The sequence below is a fragment of the Saccharomonospora sp. NB11 genome, assembly GCF_015910535.1.
Lineage (GTDB): Bacteria > Actinomycetota > Actinomycetes > Mycobacteriales > Pseudonocardiaceae > Saccharomonospora.
In genome coordinates, this window is sequence record NZ_JACBJG010000011.1 from 74,376 (window position 1) to 92,719 (window position 18,344).

The 18,344-nt window shown below is 70.9% G+C and carries 24 protein-coding genes; 17 read left to right on the top strand and 7 right to left on the bottom strand.

Annotated elements, in window-relative coordinates:
- Positions 1-73: 73 nt before the first annotated feature.
- From JAV51_RS16650 to JAV51_RS16660, 3 genes are read right to left on the bottom strand one after another with little or no spacing between them, the layout of a single operon-like run.
- Entirely contained in the window at positions 74-1,009 is a 936-nt protein-coding gene (locus tag JAV51_RS16650) for a sugar kinase (RefSeq protein WP_197321662.1), read from the bottom strand.
- Positions 1,006-1,584, bottom strand: coding sequence for an isochorismatase family protein (locus JAV51_RS16655; protein WP_197321663.1), 579 nt, complete (start codon positions 1,582-1,584; stop codon positions 1,006-1,008). The genes JAV51_RS16650 and JAV51_RS16655 overlap by 4 nt, the downstream gene beginning before the upstream one ends.
- A 29-nt stretch (positions 1,585-1,613) precedes the next feature.
- Positions 1,614-2,909 carry a nicotinate phosphoribosyltransferase gene (locus JAV51_RS16660; protein ID WP_197321664.1) on the bottom strand — a complete coding sequence of 432 codons (1,296 nt, stop codon included), beginning with the start codon at positions 2,907-2,909 and terminating at the stop codon, positions 1,614-1,616.
- A 134-nt stretch (positions 2,910-3,043) separates the two neighbouring features.
- Between JAV51_RS16660 and clpS the strand changes: the two genes are divergently transcribed.
- The 11 genes from clpS to JAV51_RS16715 all read left to right on the top strand — a co-directional run bounded on the left by clpS (position 3,044) and on the right by JAV51_RS16715 (position 9,906).
- Positions 3,044-3,328, top strand: coding sequence for an ATP-dependent Clp protease adapter ClpS (gene clpS, locus JAV51_RS16665; protein ID WP_197321665.1), 285 nt, complete (start codon positions 3,044-3,046; stop codon positions 3,326-3,328).
- A complete protein-coding gene (locus JAV51_RS16670) occupies positions 3,325-3,882 on the top strand; it encodes a DUF2017 domain-containing protein (RefSeq protein ID WP_197321666.1) in 558 nt (185 codons plus the stop codon). The genes clpS and JAV51_RS16670 overlap by 4 nt, the downstream gene beginning before the upstream one ends.
- Positions 3,883-3,892: 10 nt before the next feature.
- Positions 3,893-4,927 carry a P1 family peptidase gene (locus JAV51_RS16675; RefSeq protein ID WP_197321667.1) on the top strand — a complete coding sequence of 345 codons (1,035 nt, stop codon included), beginning with the start codon at positions 3,893-3,895 and terminating at the stop codon, positions 4,925-4,927.
- Positions 4,920-5,228, top strand: a complete 309-nt coding sequence (locus JAV51_RS16680) for an ATP-dependent Clp protease adaptor ClpS (RefSeq protein WP_197321668.1) — start codon at positions 4,920-4,922, stop codon at positions 5,226-5,228. The genes JAV51_RS16675 and JAV51_RS16680 overlap by 8 nt, the downstream gene beginning before the upstream one ends.
- Positions 5,225-5,764 (top strand): hypothetical protein, encoded by a 540-nt coding sequence (locus JAV51_RS16685; protein WP_197321669.1) that lies wholly within the window; start codon positions 5,225-5,227, stop codon positions 5,762-5,764. Before JAV51_RS16680 ends, JAV51_RS16685 begins: the two co-directional genes overlap by 4 nt.
- Positions 5,765-5,809: 45 nt before the next feature.
- Positions 5,810-6,259, top strand: coding sequence for a Mov34/MPN/PAD-1 family protein (locus JAV51_RS16690; protein ID WP_197321739.1), 450 nt, complete (start codon positions 5,810-5,812; stop codon positions 6,257-6,259).
- Positions 6,260-6,328: 69 nt separating this feature from the next.
- Entirely contained in the window at positions 6,329-6,607 is a 279-nt protein-coding gene (locus JAV51_RS16695; RefSeq protein ID WP_197321670.1) for a MoaD/ThiS family protein, read from the top strand.
- A gap of 10 nt (positions 6,608-6,617) precedes the next feature.
- Positions 6,618-7,568: a PLP-dependent cysteine synthase family protein gene (locus JAV51_RS16700; RefSeq protein WP_197321671.1), complete on the top strand. Its 951-nt coding sequence runs from the start codon at positions 6,618-6,620 to the stop codon at positions 7,566-7,568.
- Between the two features lie 125 nt (positions 7,569-7,693).
- A complete protein-coding gene (locus JAV51_RS16705; protein ID WP_197321672.1) occupies positions 7,694-8,299 on the top strand; it encodes a rhomboid family intramembrane serine protease in 606 nt (201 codons plus the stop codon).
- Positions 8,296-9,093 carry a glutamate racemase gene (gene murI / locus JAV51_RS16710; protein ID WP_197321673.1) on the top strand — a complete coding sequence of 266 codons (798 nt, stop codon included), beginning with the start codon at positions 8,296-8,298 and terminating at the stop codon, positions 9,091-9,093. Before JAV51_RS16705 ends, murI begins: the two co-directional genes overlap by 4 nt.
- 39 nt (positions 9,094-9,132) lie before the next feature.
- Positions 9,133-9,906 (top strand): MBL fold metallo-hydrolase, encoded by a 774-nt coding sequence (locus tag JAV51_RS16715; RefSeq protein WP_197321674.1) that lies wholly within the window; start codon positions 9,133-9,135, stop codon positions 9,904-9,906.
- Between the two features lie 16 nt (positions 9,907-9,922).
- Here JAV51_RS16715 and JAV51_RS16720 read toward each other — a convergent pair whose 3' ends face one another.
- Complete coding sequence (locus tag JAV51_RS16720; protein WP_197321675.1) at positions 9,923-10,567, bottom strand: bifunctional 2-polyprenyl-6-hydroxyphenol methylase/3-demethylubiquinol 3-O-methyltransferase UbiG; 645 nt, start codon at positions 10,565-10,567, stop codon at positions 9,923-9,925.
- 140 nt (positions 10,568-10,707) lie between these two features.
- On the opposite strand from JAV51_RS16720, the gene rph reads away from it, so the two are divergent.
- Both rph and rdgB read left to right on the top strand, forming a co-directional pair.
- Positions 10,708-11,484: a ribonuclease PH gene (gene rph / locus JAV51_RS16725; protein WP_197321676.1), complete on the top strand. Its 777-nt coding sequence runs from the start codon at positions 10,708-10,710 to the stop codon at positions 11,482-11,484.
- Positions 11,481-12,092 (top strand): RdgB/HAM1 family non-canonical purine NTP pyrophosphatase, encoded by a 612-nt coding sequence (gene rdgB, locus JAV51_RS16730; protein ID WP_197321677.1) that lies wholly within the window; start codon positions 11,481-11,483, stop codon positions 12,090-12,092. The genes rph and rdgB overlap by 4 nt, the downstream gene beginning before the upstream one ends.
- A 123-nt stretch (positions 12,093-12,215) precedes the next feature.
- Here rdgB and bcp read toward each other — a convergent pair whose 3' ends face one another.
- The 3 genes from bcp to JAV51_RS16745 form a co-directional block, all read right to left on the bottom strand.
- Entirely contained in the window at positions 12,216-12,695 is a 480-nt protein-coding gene (gene bcp / locus JAV51_RS16735; RefSeq protein WP_197321678.1) for a thioredoxin-dependent thiol peroxidase, read from the bottom strand.
- Between the two features lie 22 nt (positions 12,696-12,717).
- Complete coding sequence (locus tag JAV51_RS16740) at positions 12,718-13,260, bottom strand: hypothetical protein (RefSeq protein ID WP_197321679.1); 543 nt, start codon at positions 13,258-13,260, stop codon at positions 12,718-12,720.
- A gap of 193 nt (positions 13,261-13,453) precedes the next feature.
- A complete protein-coding gene (locus tag JAV51_RS16745) occupies positions 13,454-13,636 on the bottom strand; it encodes a hypothetical protein (protein ID WP_005458664.1) in 183 nt (60 codons plus the stop codon).
- Between the two features lie 200 nt (positions 13,637-13,836).
- On the opposite strand from JAV51_RS16745, the gene JAV51_RS16750 reads away from it, so the two are divergent.
- From JAV51_RS16750 to JAV51_RS16765, 4 genes are all read left to right on the top strand, one after another.
- Entirely contained in the window at positions 13,837-15,084 is a 1,248-nt protein-coding gene (locus tag JAV51_RS16750; RefSeq protein ID WP_197321680.1) for an ABC transporter substrate-binding protein, read from the top strand.
- Positions 15,085-15,349: 265 nt separating this feature from the next.
- Positions 15,350-15,553: a cold-shock protein gene (locus JAV51_RS16755; RefSeq protein ID WP_197321681.1), complete on the top strand. Its 204-nt coding sequence runs from the start codon at positions 15,350-15,352 to the stop codon at positions 15,551-15,553.
- 483 nt (positions 15,554-16,036) lie between these two features.
- Entirely contained in the window at positions 16,037-16,867 is an 831-nt protein-coding gene (locus JAV51_RS16760) for a universal stress protein (protein WP_197321682.1), read from the top strand.
- Positions 16,868-16,920: 53 nt separating this feature from the next.
- Positions 16,921-18,171: a DUF5685 family protein gene (locus JAV51_RS16765; protein WP_197321683.1), complete on the top strand. Its 1,251-nt coding sequence runs from the start codon at positions 16,921-16,923 to the stop codon at positions 18,169-18,171.
- Positions 18,172-18,344 lie beyond the last annotated feature (173 nt).

Genomic DNA, 18,344 nt, shown 5'->3' on the forward strand with positions numbered 1-18,344 from the left:
CGAGTGCGGGAAGTGCGGACACGCGTGCGCAGGGCGCGGACACGAGTGCGGGAAGTGCGGACACGCCCGGGGGTCAGCGGGGGCGGGTGAGTTGGCGGAGTTCCTCGCGGTCGGGCAGGCCCGTGGTCTCACCCGGGACGGTCAGGGCGAACGCTCGGCAGGCGGCGGCCGTGCGCAGTCGGCGGTCCGGCGGGCTGCCCGCGAGGAACTCGGCGAGGAAGCCCGCGACGAACGCGTCGTCGGCGCCCTCCGTGTCGACCGACCGCACCGGGTAGCTCGGCACGTCGTAGCGCGACCCGTGCAGCTCGGCCACGGCTCCGCGCGGCCCGAGTTCGATGACCACCTGCTCCGGCCCCAACTCCGCCAGCCCCGACGCGAGCTCCTCCGGCTCACCGTCCAGCCCCAGCAATCGGGCCGCGTCGTCCCCGGCGAACACGATGTCGCACAGGGACACGAGGTCGTACAGGATGTCGGCCGCGTCCTCCGGATACCAGAGGGCGTGCGCGTAGTCGATGTCGATCGACACCGGAACGCCTTCGTCACGGGCGAACTCGGCGGCCACGAACATCGCCTTGGCCGCCGAGTCGGACAGTCCCGGCGTGAGGCCGCTGAGGTGTAGCACTCCGGCCGCGCGGATGTGGTCCTCCGGGATGTCCTCCGGGCAGAGTCGCGTTCCAGCGCTCCCGTTGCGGTAGTAGGCGGAGCGCGTGACGTCCGCGTTGCGGAAGTCCTTGATCATCAGCCCCGTGGGGGCCTGGCGGTCGGTGCGTACCGCGGAGGTGTCGACGCCTTCTTCCCGGAGCCGGGACAGCACGAGCGCGCCCGGCTCGTCGGCGCCGAGTCGCCCCGCCCACGCGGCCGGGGTGCCCAGCCTGGCCACCCCGATGGCCACCATCGCCTCCGCGCCCGCGATGCCGACGTCCACGGTGGTGGCGTGCCGCAGCTTGCCCGTCTGGGTGCTGAACACCGCGAGGGCCTCACCGAAGGCCAGCAGCCCCGACCCCGTCACGAAGCCACCTTCGGTGTGCCGACGATGTCGACCCCGGCCTCCCGCAGCTCCTCGAGCGCGGCGTCCACCGTGGACGCGGAGACACCCGCGGTGAGGTCGGCGAGCACGCGCACCCGGAACCCGTGTCGGGCGGCGTCGAGGGCGGTGGCGCGCACGCAGTGGTCGGTGGCGATGCCGACGATGTCCACGTCGGTCACGTCGCGCTCCCGCAGCCAGTCGACGAGTTCGTCACCGGTGTCGGTCGACCCCTCGAAACCGGAGTAGCCATGGCTGTAGTGGCCCTTCGAGAAGACCGCCGTGATGGGCGCGACGTCCAGGCGCGGGTGGAACGCCGCACCCGGGGTGTCGGCCTCGCAGTGGCGGGGCCAGGAGTTGACGAAGTCGGGTTCGTCGCTGAAGTGTTCACCGGGGTCGATGTGGTAGTCGCGGGTGGCGGCCACGTGGTCGTACGTGGCGCCCTCGCCGCGCAGGTAGGCCGAGATCGCCTCGGCGACGGCGGCTCCTCCGGCGACGGCGAGCGAGCCACCCTCACAGAAGTCGTTCTGCACGTCCACCACGATCAGTGCGGTAGCCATGTTCACCTCCGAGATCGACGCGGCGTGCTCTACAGGAAGGTCGTGGGAATGGCGGGATCGCCGCTGGACAATTTCAGTCCTTCCCACGGCAGACTGACCAGCCCGCGGCGCAGTCGCTGCCGCGCGTCCTCCAGGGTGGGCAGGTCGTCCACCGGTTGTCCAGCACGCAGCAGAGGGATGTGGAGCTGCCTGTCGTGCTCGGCGAGTTCGGGCGGGTTCGCGGCCGGGTAGACGACCTCCTCCAGCGCGGTGCCCGTGGGCTTGTGACGGCGCAGCGCGGCCTTGCGGCCACCCCGGGACGCCTTGTGTTCGCTGCGCTTGGCGACGGGGCGGCCGTCCACCTCGACGAGCTTGTAGACCATGCCCGCGGTGGGGGCGCCGGAGCCGGTGACCACGGAGGTGCCGACGCCGTAGGCGTCGACCGGTTCGGCGCGCAACGCGGCGATGGCGTGTTCGTCGAGATCGCCGGACACGACGATGCGGGTGTCCTTGGCTCCCAACGCGTCGAGCTGTTCGCGAGCCTGCCGCGCGAGTACTCCGACGTCGCCGGAGTCGATGCGAATGGCACCCAGTTCCGGTCCGGCCACGCGCACGGCGGTCTCGATGCCCTTGGTGATGTCGTAGGTGTCCACCAGCAGCGTGGTGTCGGTGCCCATCTGTTCGACCTGGGCCCGGAACGCGGCTTCCTCGGTGTCGTGCAGGAGCATGAACGCGTGGGCCACGGTGCCACGGGTGGGGATGCCGTAGCGGCGCCCTGCCTCCAGGTTGGACGTCGTGGCGAAGCCGGCGAGGTAGGCGGCGCGGGCCGCGGCGACGGCGGCGTGCTCGTGGGTGCGGCGACCGCCCATCTCGATGATGGGGCGCCCGTTGGCGGCGCCGGACATCCGGGCCGCGGCAGAGGCCACCGCGCTGTCGTGGTTGAGGATCGAGAGGACGACGGTTTCGAGGATGACGCTCTCGGCGAAGGTGCCGCGCACGGTGAGGATCGGCGAGCCCGGGAAGTACAGTTCGCCCTCGGCGTAGCCGTCGACGTCGCCGCCGAACCGGTAGTTCGCCAACCAGTCGAGCGTGTCCGAGTCGACGACGGCCGTCTCGCGGAGTTGGGTCAGCTCCGCGTCGGTGAAGCGGAAGTCGGTGATCGCGTCGAGGACGCGTTGGGTACCGGCGACGACGCCGTAGCGTCGGCCGGCGGGCAGGCGGCGCGCGAAGACCTCGAACACACAGTTCCGGTCGCCGGTGCCGTCGCGCAGCGCGCTCGCCAGCATCGTCAGCTCGTAGTGGTCGGTGAACAGCGCGGTGCTGTTCCCGCTCGCCGAGGAGGACATGCCGCAAGATTATTCGCCACGCGACCCGCCACGACCAGGGTGGGCCGCCTGCGCGACACGCCGCCACACGGGTGCTCACCCGCGTGGCCTACCACCGGCACCTCGTGTCCGTGCCGCGTGACACCATGGGGACCATGACCACGCCCGTCGAGGCCGAAGAGACACTCGGTGCGGATCTCGGGGCCGAGGACCGACCGTGGCAGACGATCGTGTGGAACGACCCGGTCAACCTGATGTCCTACGTGACCTACGTGTTCCAGCGGATCTTCGGGTACAGCAGGGAGCACGCCACGAAGCTCATGCTCGACGTGCATCACAAGGGCCGGGCCGCCGTGTCGTCGGGGACGAAGGAGAAGGTGGAAGGCGACGTCGCGAAGCTCCACGCGGCGGGCCTGTGGGCGACGATGGAACGAACGTGAAGCAGTGGCGCCGCAAGGGCGGCAAGGTGGTCGGCGGGTTCGACCAGCAGGAGGCGGCGGTGGTTCGCGGCCTGGTGAGTCAGGTCGAGGACATGCTGAACGCGCGGGCCGAGGAGGCCCCGCAGGACGAGCTGGCCGAGTTGACCGGTATCCGCACCGGACCGTCGGAGGGGCCTGACGACCCGGTGCTGGGGCGGTTGTTGCCCGACTTCCATCGGCTGGACCCCGACAACCCCTCGAAGGAGTCGCTCGACTCGGCTGCCGCGCTGCGGTCGTTGCACGAGCCGGCGTTGCTGGACGCGAAGCTCAGCGCGGCCCGGGTGGTGTTGCAGACGATGCCGCCACGTGGTGGCGACGTGCGGCTCACATTCGAGCAGGCGGACGCGTGGCTCGCGGCGTTGAACGACGTGCGGCTCGCGCTGGGGACCGCGCTCGACGTCACCGAGGACATGCCCGATCGACTGCCCGACGACGATCCGCGCGCCCCGCACCTGGGCGTCTACCACTGGGTGACGTGGGTGCAGGACACGCTCGTGCAGGCGGTCGCCGAGTGAGGTGAGCCGGATGGAGTTGTCCGACGCGATCACCGACGTGGGCGGTGTCCGGGTCGGCCATCATCACCGCGTCGGTGACGGGTGGGCGTCCGGCACCACGGTCGTGCTGCCTCCGGAGGGCACTGTCGGCGGGGTCGACCAACGCGGCGGTGCGCCCGGCACTCGCGAGACCGACCTGCTGGAGCCCGAGAACCTCGTGCAGACGGTGGACGCGGTGTGTCTGTCGGGCGGGAGCGCCTACGGCCTCGCCGCGGCCGACGGGGTGATGCGGTGGCTGGACGAGCGCCACCGCGGCATCCCGGTCGGACCGCACCCCGACCACGTCGTGCCGATCGTGCCCGCCGCCGTGATCTTCGACCTGCCGCGCAACGCGTGGGGCAACCGTCCGGATGCGACGTTCGGGTACGCGGCGTGCGAGGCGGCCACCACCGGAGCCGTGGAGCAGGGCTCGGTCGGCGCGGGAGCGGGCGCCAGGGTCGGCTCGTTGAAGGGCGGGATCGGAACCGCCAGCGAGGTCGTGCACCACGCCGACGGGGACGCGATGGTCGTGGGCGCCCTGGCCGTGGTGAACGCCGCGGGCGAGGCGGTGGACCTGGTGTCAGGGCGGCCGTTCGCCGCCGACCACGGCCACCCGGCCGAGTTCGGGGTGTCCCGGTGGCCGGACCGTCCCGGTAAGTTCCCGACCCAGCCGGACTCTCCGCTCAACACCACGATCGGCGTGGTGGCGGTCGACGCCGCGTTGTCGAAGGCGCAGTGTCGTCGGCTCGCCGTCGCGGCGCAGGACGGCCTCGCCAGGGCCGTGCGTCCGGCGCACACGATGTTCGACGGCGACACGGTGTTCGCTCTCGCCACCGGAGAGAAACAGTTGCCGAGGATCGAAGGACCCGTGGGGGACGCGGGCACGGCGGCGGCGCTCGACCGGGTGTGCGCCGCGGCGGCGCGGGTGTTCGCGCGTGCCATGGTGCGCGGTCTGCTCGCCGCGACGAGCGCGCCGGGCCTGCCCTCCTACGCCGACGTCTGGCCGGAGGTGTTCGACCGTGGCTGACCGTGCGCTCTGGTCGGTCGATCTGCATCACGACGACGTGAACCGGTTCCCCGGCGTGGCGTTCGTGCTGCGCCACGTGTGTGGTGTCGCGGAACAACGCGGGGTCGCGCTGGCCGACGAGGCCCAGCGCAACGGTCGCGCCCGGGTGCTGACGTGCGCGACGCGGGAGGAGGCCGAGCGCGTCGTGGCGGAGATCCAGGTGCTCGGTGTGCGAGCGACGGTGGGGGAGGTCGACGACACCGACCCGGACGCGGGAACGGTGCTGCCGATCACGACACGGACCGGGGAGGGAGACGAGTGACGGGCGAGTACGTCCGCGCGTGGCGTACGGGACACGGTGTGGAGCTGGCGGTGTCGCGCACGGTCGCCTCCGGCCTGATCGGGGTCCTCGACGACCTCGAATGCGCGCTCACCGGACAGCGCAGGCGGTTCGCGCGCCGACCTCGGCCGTTGCCCGACCGTCGACTGTTCCCCGACGCCTACTTCGACCGGGAGGCCAGCGACGCCTTCCGTGCCGAGCACGGCGAGGCGATGCGACGTCGGGTGCTCGACGCCGTCCGTCGCACCGCGGTGCTTCTCGGCCACGCCCGGGACAGCGGCGAGGACCCGGCCGTGGTGTCCGTCCCCGACGTGGCGGTGCCGGACGTGTTCTGCGCGCTCGGTCACGCGCAGACGTTGTTCGTGTCACGTCCCCGGTGGAACGCGCTCGTGGACTGGCCCACCGTGACCATGCGCAAGGGCGGCCGGGAGTTGACGTGGCTGGTGACGTGCCAGACCGCGCTGGCTGAGGCGGCACTGACGGCTGCGAGCCAGGACACACCCGCTCACCCGGTGTGACCTGGGGTTTCTCGCTGGGTGGACCCGTTCGACCGCGACCGTACAATGGGCGCCGTGCTCCAGATTCGCCGTGATCTCGTGGACGCGATCGTCGAGCACGCCCGCCGGGATCACCCGGACGAGGCGTGCGGTGTGATCGCCGGCCCGGACGATGGCACGGACCGCCCCGAGCGGTTCATCCCCATGGCCAACGCCGCTCGGTCGCCGACGTTCTACGAGTTCGACTCCACCGACCTTCTCCGGCTGTACCGGGAGATGGACTCCCGCGACGAGCGGCCCGTGGTGATCTACCACTCGCACACCGCGACCGAGGCCTATCCCTCGCGTACCGACATCAAGCTGGCGCAGGAGCCGTCGGCGCACTACGTGCTGGTGTCGACCCGGGAGCCCGAGACTTACGAGTTCCGGTCGTACCGCATCGTCGACGGTGAGGTCACCGAGGAGGACGTGGAGATCGTCGACGAGTACCCGGCCGCCGCCGACGGTGCGCGCTGAGTCACTCGCGGGAATAGCACTGCCCTCCGGAACGTCTGTTCTGTCGTCAACCCCGAGTGGAGGTAACCGATGTCCGTGACCGTCTCCATCCCCACGATCCTGCGCACGCACACCGACGGCGCCAAGACCGTCGAGGCGTCCGGCAAGACCGTGGCCGAGGTGATCGACGACCTCGACGCCAACTACGGCGGTATCAAGGAGCGCTTGGTCAAGGACGACAAGCTGCACCGGTTCATCAACGTCTACGTCAACGACGAGGACGTCCGGTTCGAGGGCGGGCTCGACGCCACGGTGTCCGACGGCGACACCGTGACGATCCTTCCGGCCGTCGCCGGCGGCGCACGGTAGGTAGGTGGCCATGGCCAGGTACGAGTCCCTGCTCGACACCCTCGGCGGTACCCCGTTGGTGGGGCTGCCGAGGTTGTCGCCCTCGCCCGAGGTCCGACTGTGGGCGAAGCTGGAGGACCGCAATCCCACCGGCTCCATCAAGGACCGCCCCGCGCTGGCGATGATCGAGGCGGCCGAGCGGGACGGCGTGCTCAAGCCGGGCGACACCATCCTGGAGCCGACGTCCGGAAACACCGGGATCTCGCTGGCCATGGCCGCGAAGCTCAAGGGCTACGGCATGGTGTGCGTGATGCCGGAGAACACGTCGGAGGAGCGGCGGCAACTGCTCCAGGCGTACGGGGCGCGCATCGTGTACTCGCCGGCGGCGGGTGGTTCCAACGAGGCCGTCCGGCGTGCGAAGGAACTCGCCAAGGCGAATCCGGACTGGGTGATGCTGTACCAGTACGGCAACCCGGCCAACGCGGACGCGCACTACCGCACCACCGGCCCCGAGCTGCTGAAGGACCTGCCGACGCTGACGCACTTCGTGGGCGGACTGGGGACCACGGGAACGCTCGTGGGCGTCGGACGCTACCTGCGTGAGCACAAGCCCGACGCGCAGGTGATCGCCGCCGAGCCGCGGTACGGCGAACTCGTGTACGGCCTGCGCAACCTCGACGAGGGGTTCGTGCCCGAGCTGTACGATCCCGAGGTGCTCAGCGGTCGCTACTCCGTGGGCGCGTACGACGCGCTGCGACGCACGCGCGAGCTGTTGGAGCAGGAGGGCATCTTCGCCGGGATCTCCACCGGAGCGGTGCTGCACGCGGCTCTCGGTGTGGCCAACAAGGTGCTCAAGAACGGCGGCACCGCGGACATCGCGTTCGTGGTGGCCGACGCGGGCTGGAAGTACCTCTCCACCGGCGCCTACAGCGGGTCGCTCGACGAGGCGGCCGAGCGGTTGGACGGGCAGCTCTGGGCCTGACGGTTCAGGGTTTTCACCCGAGGCGCCGTGCCCCTGTGCGCGATTAACCTGCAGGCGTGGACTTCTCCGGCGCTTCCTCCCCGACTCCGTCGACTCGTCGCCCGCAACGGGATCCGGCGAGACGCGTGATTCCCCGCAAGCCGTTGACGGCCGCGGTGGTGGCGGTGTCGTTCCTCGCGCTGCTCTACGTCGTGGAGCTGGTGGACGTCGTGCTGCCGATGGACCTCGACCGCAACGGCATCGTCGCGCGCTCGCTCGACGGACTCGACGGCGTGGTGTGGGCGCCTCTGCTGCACGCCGACTGGGCACACCTGCTCGCGAACTCGTGGCCGGTGGCCGTGTTCGCCTTCCTGGCGATGGCGGGCGGTGTCGGTCAGTGGGTGGTGGTCACGGCCACGATCTGGGTCGTGGGCGGACTCGGGGTGTGGCTCACAGCTCCCGAGCACACGGTGACGGTGGGCGCGTCCGGCCTGGCGTTCGGCTGGCTGGCATTCCTGCTCGTGCGCGGTGTGTTCTCGCGCAGCGTCGCGCAACTCGCGGTGGCGGTCGTATTGCTCGTGCTGTGGGGCGGGATGCTCTGGGGCGTGTTCCCGGGCACGCCAGGTGTGTCGTGGCAGGGACATCTGTTCGGTGCGGCGGGCGGTGTGCTCGCAGCCTGGTTGGTGGCGCGTGCCGACCGGCCGACGAGGTCGACGGGGACGGCGAACCGGCCGGGTAGTCTCGGCGCGTGACCACGCCCCGCTCCACGCTTGCCCCGATCGGGATCTTCGACTCCGGTGTCGGCGGGTTGACGGTCGCGCGCGCCGTGGCCGACCAACTGCCGGCCGAACGACTGCGTTACGTGGGGGACACCCGCCACGCCCCGTACGGCCCGTTGCCCATCGCGCGGGTGCGGGAGCTGGCGCTGACCGCTCTCGACGGTCTCGTCGAGGACGGGGTGAAGGCGCTCGTGATCGCGTGCAACACCGCGTCCGCGGCGTGTCTGCGGGACGCGCGGGAGCGCTACGACATCCCGGTGTTCGAAGTCGTGCTCCCCGCGGCGCGGCGGGCTGCCGCGACAACCCGCAACGGCCGGGTGGGACTCATCGGCACGGAAGGCACGGTCCGCTCCGGCGCCTACGACGACGCACTGGCCGCCACGGACGTCACGCTCACCAGCGTGGCCTGCCCACGGTTCGTCGAGTTCGTCGAGCGGGGCAACACCTCGGGCAGGCAGGTTCTCGGGCTCGCCCAGGTTTATCTCGAACCGCTGCTGCGCGCCGGGGTCGACACGCTGATCCTGGGATGCACGCACTACCCGCTGCTCACGGGCGTGATCCAGGCGGTCATGGGGCCGGACGTCACCCTCGTGTCGAGCGCGGAGGAGACGGCCAAGGACGTCGTGCGCGTGCTCACCGAGCGGGACCTGCTCGCCGAGCGAACCGACGCGCCTCGGCACGAGTTCCTCGCCACCGGACCGGCGGAGCCGTTCGCGAAGCTCGCTCGCCGATTCATGGGATTCGGGACAGTGCTCGCCGCCACGTGAGTGGGGCGCGGCGCCGTCGGTCGTGGCATGGTGTTGATCGTGCGACTGACGATCCTCGGCTGTTGTGGCAGCTTTCCCGGTCCCGATTCGGCCGCGTCCGGCTATCTGGTGGAGGCCGAGGGCTTCCGACTAGGACTGGATTTCGGCAACGGCACGCTGGCCCGGCTGCAGACGGTGTGCGACCCGTTCGACCTCGACGCGCTCGTGCTCTCACACCTGCATCCCGACCACTGCGCCGATTTCAGCGCACTCACGGTCTACCGCCGCTACCACCCGTGGCCGCCCTACGACCCGAGGCAGCGCCGGCTTCCCGTGCACGCGCCGCACGAGGCGCCGAGCAGGCTCGCCAACGCCTACGCGCCGCACGAGGCCGAGCGGCTGGAGACCGACCTGTCGGACGTCTTCGACTTCCAGCCACTCGTGAGTCGTGAGCCGCGCACCCTCGGCCCGTTCGAGGTGACCCCGGTGCCCGTGGCCCACCCGACGGAGGCGTACGGGGTGCGGGTCAGGCACGGCGACGTCACCCTCGCGTACACGGGAGACACCGGCCCGTGCGCGGAACTCGACGAACTCGCCGACGGCGTGGACGTGCTGCTGAGCGAGGCGAGCTGGACCGACGGGCCGGACCGCCCCGGGGGCCTGCACCTGTCCGGTGCGCAGGCCGGGGCACTGGCCGCCCGCGCGGGGGTCGGACGGTTGCTGCTCACGCACGTTCCGCCGTGGGCGGACGGCGACGCCATCCTGGCCGAGGCGCGGGCGGCGTTCGACGGCCCCGTCGAGCGGGTCACGCAGGGCGCCGTCTACGACATCTGACGACATCCGAGGACGCTCAGCGCGCCCGTAGCAGCAGCCGCGCGCGGCGGAACCGTTCGTCGTCGTGGGGTTCGCGCAGCATGCGGCCGATCTCGTCGAACCCGGCCTCGGCAGCCAGCGTGGCGATCTCGTCGACCGGCCACCGGTAGGCGGTCACCACCTTGTGGTCGAACGGCGTGACCGGGTCCTGCTCGGACTCGAAGAACGCGAGCATCAGGGTTCCGCCGCGCATCACCGTGCGGCGGAACGCGGCGAGGTAGGACGGGACCTCGTGCGGCGGGAGGTGGATGAGCGAGTACTCGGACACCACCCCGCCCAGCGAGCCGTCAGGCACCGCCAGTGCATCCATCGACCCCACCTCGAAGCGCAGGTGCGGGTAACGCTCGCGGGCGATCGCGATCATCGACGGGGACAGGTCCACTCCGAAGACGCTCAACCCGAGCGTGTGCAGGTGCGCGGCGACGTAGCCGGGGCCGCACCCGACGTCGGCGACCGGAGCGCCGGACGGCGTGTACTCGGCGAAGGCCGCGAACATCGCGCGGTCGAGAGGAAAACCGTCGAGTCCGTCGCGAACGAAGTCGGCGTACTGGACGGCGACGGAGTCGTAGGCGTCGGCCGTCGTGCGGAGATGCGAGCGGAGAGGGGAGGACGTGTCGGTCACGCGTCGCGACACTAGCCCGCGATGCCGTCCCCCGTCGGTGGTTCCGGCGAACTCGCAGCGTGCGGTCGACGTGGTCGGCGCCACGAACGGGTCATGCCCTTGTCACCCCTCGTTCGGGCATGGTCACTAGGCTGCCAGGCGTGGTGCGACAAGACGGCAGGAACGACGACCAGCTCCGCGACGTGCGAATCACGCGCGGTTTCCAGCAGTGGCCGGCGGGCTCGGTGCTCGTCGAGTTCGGCAACACCAGGGTGTTGTGCGCGGCGAGCGTCACCGAGGGCGTGCCGCGATGGCGGGCCGGATCGGGCCTGGGCTGGGTGACCGCCGAGTACGCCATGCTCCCGTCCGCCACCCACACGCGTGGCGACCGCGAGTCGATCAAGGGGCGGGTCGGTGGCCGCACCCACGAGATCAGCAGGTTGATCGGGCGGTCCCTGCGCTCGTGCATCGACCTGGCGGCGTTGGGCGAGAACACGATCGTGATCGACTGCGACGTGATCCAGGCCGACGGCGGCACCCGCACGGCCGCGATCACGGGCGGCTACGTCGCGCTGGCCGACGCCATCACCTGGCTCGGCGCGGCCGGTCGGCTGGCGGACCCGCAGCCGTTGTCCGCGGCCGTGTCGGCGGTCAGCGTGGGCGTCGTGGACGGCCGGGTGCGTCTCGACCTGCCCTACGAGGAGGACTCCCGAGCCGAGGTCGACATGAACGTCGTCGCCACCGACACGGGCACGCTCATCGAGGTGCAGGGCACCGGTGAGGGCGCCACGTTCACTCGGTCCACTCTGGACAAGATGCTCGACCTCGCGCAGGCGGGCTGCGCCGAACTCGCCCGCATCCAGGCCGAGGCGCTCGCCGCCCCGTACCCCGGTGAGCTGCCGGAGCCCGCGCCCGCGAAGAAGAAGGGGTCCAAGTGACGACCCGCGTGTTGCTGGCCACGCGCAACGCGAAGAAGCTCACCGAGCTGCGTCGTATCATCGCCGACGCGGGCGTGGCCGACTTGGAGGTCGTGGGCTTGGCCGACGTCGAACCGTTCGACGAGGCTCCCGAGACCGGCGCCACCTTCGAGGAGAACGCGCTCGCGAAGGCACGGGACGCGGCCGAGGCCACCGGAATCCCGGCGATCGCCGACGACTCGGGCCTGACCGTGGACGCGTTGAACGGCATGCCGGGCGTGCTGTCGGCCCGCTGGGCGGGAGCCCACGGCGACGACGAGGCCAACCTCCGGCTGGTGCTCGGGCAGCTCGCCGACGTGCCCGACGAGCGCAGGGGAGCGGCGTTCGTGTGCGCCGTCGCGCTCGTCACGCCGGGCGCGGACCCGGTGGTGCTGCGGCGGGAATGGCGCGGCACGCTCGTCCGCGAACCCCGCGGCACCAACGGCTTCGGCTACGACCCGATTTTCGTGCCCGACGGCGAGAGCCGGACCTCGGCGGAACTGGCCCCGGAGGAGAAGGACGCCGCCTCCCACCGAGGCCAGGCCCTGCGCGCCCTGGTGCCGTACTTGCGGGAGTTGGGTCAGAAGTAGCCCTCAGGACGCCTCGCGCGCGGCCTTGGCCTTGCGCCTGCTCAACCAGTACTTGGCCGCGCGCTCGGCGATGACGCCGCCCAGCTTCAGCGCGACGTCCTCCACCCCAGTGATGGTCGCCTCCTAGGACGCCAGCTTCAGGTCCCTCAGCAGCTTCGCGACGTGGCCCGTGGCGCGGACGTTGTACTGCGCCACCGCGATCGTGCCCTCGGGGTCCACGACGAAGGTCGAGCGGATCACGCCCTGCACGATGCGCCCGTAGTTCTTCTTCTCACCGAAGGCGCCCCACTCGCTGAGCACGGTCTTCTCGGGGTCGGACAGCAGCGGGAACGTCAGCTTCTCGTTCTCGACGAACTTCGCGAGCTTCTCCGGCTTGTCCGGCGAGATGCCCAGCACTTGGTATCCGGCGTCGTTGAGCTGCGCGAGGTTGTCGCGGAAGTCGCAGGCCTGCTTGGTGCAGCCGGGCGTGCCCGCGGCGGGGTAGAAGTAGACGACCACGGACTGGCCGCGGAAATCGGACAGCGACACGGAGTTGCCCTCGCTGTCCGGCAGCGTGAAGTCGGGGGCGGGGTCGCCGGGGGAGAGACGGTTGCGGTCGGTCATGGCCGAAGGGTATCCCGGCGGGTCAGGCGGAGCCGACGAACACCACCTTGGTCGACTTCGCCGAGTCCGGTCGGAGCGTGAGTTCGACGGTCGCGGGCTCGTCGGGGAGCGCGAAGGCGAGAGTCAGCTTCACGGAGGCGCCCACCACCAGGTCGCGGTCGGCGCCGACGACGCCGTTGTAGCCGCGGGGGATGTCCTGCACCTGCTTGAGCTCGTGGCCGTCGACGGTCGCGTGCGCGGTCAGGTTGGAGATCCGGTACGGCTTCTGTCCCTCGTTGTAGAGGGTGATGCCGAAGGCCGCGGCACGGTCGGTGCGCGGATAGGCGCTTTCGCTGGGCTCGAAGACGCTGGGCGAGGAGACGGTGACGACCAGACCGGACGGGAACCGGTGTTCGGAACCGAACTGCAGCGACCTGACCGAGGACGTCGCTGTGGGCGACGACTGTTGCGGCGAGCCGCCGGTGGCGGACGGCGTGGCGGCTTCGGGGCCGTTGCCCGCCGAGGTGCCACACGCCGTCAGCACGAACGCGGCCAACAGCGCGGTGACTGCTCTCGCCGTAGACACAGCTGGCTCCTTGGTCCGATCGCGGGGCGGAGTTGCTCCGTTCGGGCGTGCCGCAGCTCGCCCCCGTCAACTTTGGCGATCGACGATCGGCCAAGCCAGCCAGGAGAGGGGGTTGAGGCGGAGTCGGAGCCCGCTTGTGTCCTCACCGTGATGCGACGGCCACGGTCCGGTGAGGGCCGTCACTGCGCGGGCGTCAGACCGCGATGGCGAAGACGAGGATGAAGACGGCGAGCCCGGCGAGCCACAGGACGATCAGCCATCCCCAGTCGCGCCAGGGGTCGACGACTCGGTTGTCCTCACCCGGCACGTAGACGCCGCGTTTCTCGAACCAGTCGGCCCATTCGTCCGGCCAGCGGAGCAGGCGCCGTCCGACCATGCGTCACCTTCCGTCACGTCACGCAGCGTGTGGCGTTCCTATATTTCAAGTCACCGCCGCCGAAGGCAAGCATCGCGTCAGGTCGTCTCCGAGGGTGACGCGCCGTCGTTCGTGGTTCCGGTCGAGGATCTACGGTGTTGTCATCCCACGGTCGACCCCGCGGGGCGAACCGGACGGACCCGACGAAGGAGGGCTCCTCGATGCGAGCGGCAGCGGCGTGGCGGACGGCGGTCGTGGCGGGTGTCGCCGTGACGACGCTGGCCGCGTGCGGTGGGGGGAATGTGCCCTCCGACGACGGCGGCGGTGCCGACGGTGTGCTGCGGCTCGGGTACGTGCTGCCGGAGACGGGGCCGCTGGCCGCGTTCGGGCCCGCGCAGATCGAGTCGATCAAACTCGCGGTCGAGGACGTCAACGACGCGGGCGGTGTGCTCGCGCAGCCGATCCCCGAGGTCACCGGGGTGGACGAGGGCGACTCGGCCTCCGCCGCGGGCCAGGCGGCCGACCGGCTGCTCTCCGCCGGGGTCGACGCGGTCGTCGGTCCGGCGGCGTCGGCGTCGGCACAGTCGGTCATCGACGCCGTGACGGGAGCCGGGGTGCTCCAGTGCTCGGGTTCGGCCACCGCGTCGTCGGTCGCCGACCGGCCCGACAGCGGCCTGTTCTTCCGTACTGCGCCTGACGACGCTCTCCAAGCGATCGCCCTGAGCAAGCTGATCAGGGAGGACGGGCACGAACGGGTTGCGATCGTCGCCAGGGACGACGTCGACGGCCGGGGACTGCTCGACGAGACCGCGAAGAACCTGGAGGCTGCCGGAGCCGCGGTCGTGCTCGGGGAGACCTACGACCCCGCGACGGAGGACTTCGCCCCGCTCGCGACACAGGTGCGGGACGCGAACGCCGACGCCGTCGTGGTGGTGTCGTTCGACGAGGCGGCGGCTTTGTTGCGAGCACTCGACGACGCCGGTGTCGGACCGCGACAGAACGCCGTCTACGGAGCCGACGGGTTGCGGCGGGCCGACCTCGCGACGGAGGTGTCGGATCCCGGGATCGTGGCGGGCTTGAGGGGCACGGCCCCGGCCGTCGCCGACCCTGGCTACGCCGAGCGGCTTCGTGAGTTCGCCCCCGACGTGACGGACGTGCAGTACGGGGCGCAGGCCTACGACTGCGTCGTCGTCGTGGCGCTCGCGGCGCAGGCCGCGCAGACCGACAACCCGCTCGTGTTCGCCTCGGAGGTGGGGCGGGTCACCTCGGGTGGCGAGAAGTGCCGGTCGTTCGCCGAGTGCAAGCGCCTTCTCGACCAGGGACGCGACATCGACTACGACGGCGTCAGCGGGTCCCTCGATGCCATGGGGCAGGACGAACAGGGAACCGCGACGTACGCCGTCTACGGCTTCGACTCCTCCGGTGTCCTGCGCACCGAGCGGACCGAGCGGGTCTCGACCTCGAACTGACCCGGTCACGGAGGTGACACGGCCGCCGACCGTGGCGACCGAGGTCGTCCGGTAGGGTGGGCGAGTGCCGGGAATGAACCGGTACGCCAGGACGTTGTCCTGAGCAGTCGCAGGTTTTGCGTGTTCGTGTTTTGCACGTCCGCGAAAGATCGGTGCGGGCGTGTCACGTCTCCTCGCGACAGTGGGAACGGTGGCTGGCTCGACCCCGCGGCTGTGCGGTGGTCGCACGGTGTGACTGCCGTCACCCTCTCACGAAGGAGACAGCATGACTGAAGGAACCGTGAAGTGGTTCAACAGCGAGAAGGGCTTCGGCTTCATCGCCCCCGATGACGGGAGCGCCGACGTCTTCGTGCACTACAGCGAGATCGACGGGCGCGGTTTCCGCAGCCTGGAGGACGGCCAGCGTGTCGCCTTCACCGTCGGTCAGGGCAACAAGGGCCCGCAGGCCACGGGAGTGCGCGCGCTCTGAGTGCACCTGCGGGACGCCGCGGAGTGCTCTTCGCGGCGTCCCGCGCTCGCGACCACCTCACCGTGTCGCACAGGGAGAAGTACTTGCACTCGACGTCCAATTCCACACCCCACTCGACGCCTGACGAAGGCGCGGCTGACGCGGGCGTGGTTCCGTTCAGCCACATCGTTCACGAAGAACCGGTCGACTATCGCGAGCTCGAAGCTCCTCAGGAGACCGGCATCGGCGGCCCCGCGCTGTTCCAGGCGCCTCCCGCGTCCGCGGTGACTCCGGCCGCCCCACCGGCGACGTCGTCGTCGGCTCCCGGATCGCGCTCATCCGCAGGTCCGAACAACCGGAACAACGGACGGCAGCGCTCGTCGCGCTCGCGTCGTTCCCGGTCCCGCCGTCGCTGATCGGCGCTCCACGTTCGCGAAGCAGAGAAGTTTCGCATTCCCGGCTAACCTGACCTTTCGGGTCGGTTCGAGTCGGAGAGGTGATGACGTGCGCCTGCGTCGCGTGCTGGCAGCCACGGATCTGTCGGTCGGAGCCGGACTGGCGGTGGAGCGAGCCGGTCGACTGGCCGCCGCACACGGCGCCGACCTCACCGTGCTGAACGTCGTGCCCCCGTCCTTGGAGGCCGACCTCTCCAGCTTCGCCGCCGACGCGTTCGCCGACCACGTCACCACGCACGCCGGCGACGCGGCCGAGCTCGTGCAGCGGCACGGGCCGGTGTCCGACACCGTCCTCGCGACGGCGGCTGATCGTTCGGTGGACCTGCTCGTGCTCGGCGCTCACGGCGCTCGCGGTCTCGCGGGCAATCTGACCGGTCCCACCACGGAGAATGTCGTGCGGGCGAGTCCGTGTCCGGTGCTGGTGGTCCGGACCCCGGTCACCGACTACCGCACCGTCGTGCTCGCCGTGGATCGCACCGAGGCCGCGAGGCGTGCTGCCGAGTTCGGCCTCGCCCTGACCCCCTCGGCCACTCACGTGCTCGCCCACGTGAGTGTCGTCATCGGCGAACAGTTGTTGCGCCTGCAGGGCCGCGACGAGGCCGACATCGAACGACTCCGTGAGGCCAGCACCGCGGAGATCCGCCCCGAGATCGAAGAACTGGCCGCACGACTCACCCCGAGCCCGGACGCCGTGGTCGTCGGCTCCGGCGCGCCGCAGCGGGCGCTGCCGGAGCTGGTGTCGCACTACGGGGCCGAGCTCGTGGTGACCGGCAGCGGCTCCAGCACTCGGTTCGAGCGCGTGCTGCTGGGCAGCGTCGCACAGAGCGTGCTCCGGTACGCGCCGGCCGACGTGCTCGTGGTTCGCGGTCGTTCGCGCTGAGATCACACCGGCGGTTGTAGGCTCCCGCGCACGACGTACTTCTGGGGGTCATCGTGTTCGGCATTCTCCGTCCGTGCCAGCATCGGCTGTCGCCTGCTCTGCGCACCGAGTGGGTCGCGCACCTCTGTGGTCTGTGTCTGACGCTGCGCGATCAGCACGGCCAGCTCGCGCGTGCCGCCACGAACTACGACGGCATCGTCGTGTCCGCGCTCGTGGAGGCGCAGTCCGACACCGAGTCGTCCCGACGCGTGGCGGGACCGTGTCCGCTCCGCGGGATGCGCCGCGCCTCCGTCGCAGAGGGAGCGGGCAGCAGTCTCGCGGCGTCGGTCTCCCTCGTACTGGCGTCGGCGAAGGTGCGCGATCACGCCGACGACGGTGACGGTGTGCTCCGGCATCGGAGCCTGGCGACACTCGCTCGATCGGCAGCGGGTCGGTGGGCGGATCGGGGCGGTCGTACGGCGGCGCTCGTGCGGTTCGACGCGTCCGTGCTGACGACCGCGGTGGAGAGCCAGGCCGCGGTGGAAAGCGCGCTCGGGCCGGGCGACTCCGTGCTCGCGGCCACCGAACCCACCGAACTCGCGACGGCCGCCGCGTTCGCCCACACCGCCGTGCTCGCGGGCCGTCCCGAGAACGCCGAGCCGCTGCACGAGGTGGGCCGGTTTTTCGGTCGGGTGGCGCATCTGCTCGATGCGGTCGAGGACCTCGACGCCGATCGGGCGGCGGGGGTCTGGAATCCGCTCACCGCCACGAACACGTCACTCGCGACGGCACGGCGCCTGTGCGACGACGCCGTGCGCGGAGTGCGGTGGGCGTTGCGGGACGTCACGTTGACCCGGCCTGCGCTCGTGCACGCGCTGCTGGTGCACGAACTGCGGCACGCAGTGCGACGGACGTTCGGACACGCGAGCGGACGCGACGGCCATGGCGGCCACGGCGGCCCAGGCGACCATGGCGACCACCTGCCGTACGACGCCTCGGGCTCCGTCCCGCCGCCACCGCCGTTCGTCGGCACGGACGGCGACAAGGACTCCGTGCCTCCGCCTGCAGGGCCCGACGGGCCCACTCCGCCGCCGCACGACCACGTGTTCGTGAACGACGGGGACGGCGGCTGCTGTTGGGTGCCGAAGTTCCGGGTGCCGCCGCGCAGGCGCAACGTCGTCCTCGGGTGCGGTGTGGCCACCTACATGTGCTGCACCTGCCAGTTCTGCTGCCGCGACCCGTGGCCCGGACCGTGGAGCGGGCGTCCCCACGACGCTCTCGTCGACTGCTGTGACGGCTGCGACTGCTGCAATTGTTGCGACTGACAAATTCGTCGCAGATTCCGAAAAACTGTTCGCGTTTTCTCTTCGCCATTCCCCGCATTCACCCGGACAGCAGTCTTGCGAGAGCACTCTCCGTACGGGTTACATCACAGAGAGGACACGCCACCGCCGTCGAGATCTGAGGGAGGTGTGCAGCTCAGCAAGGGCAGCTTCGA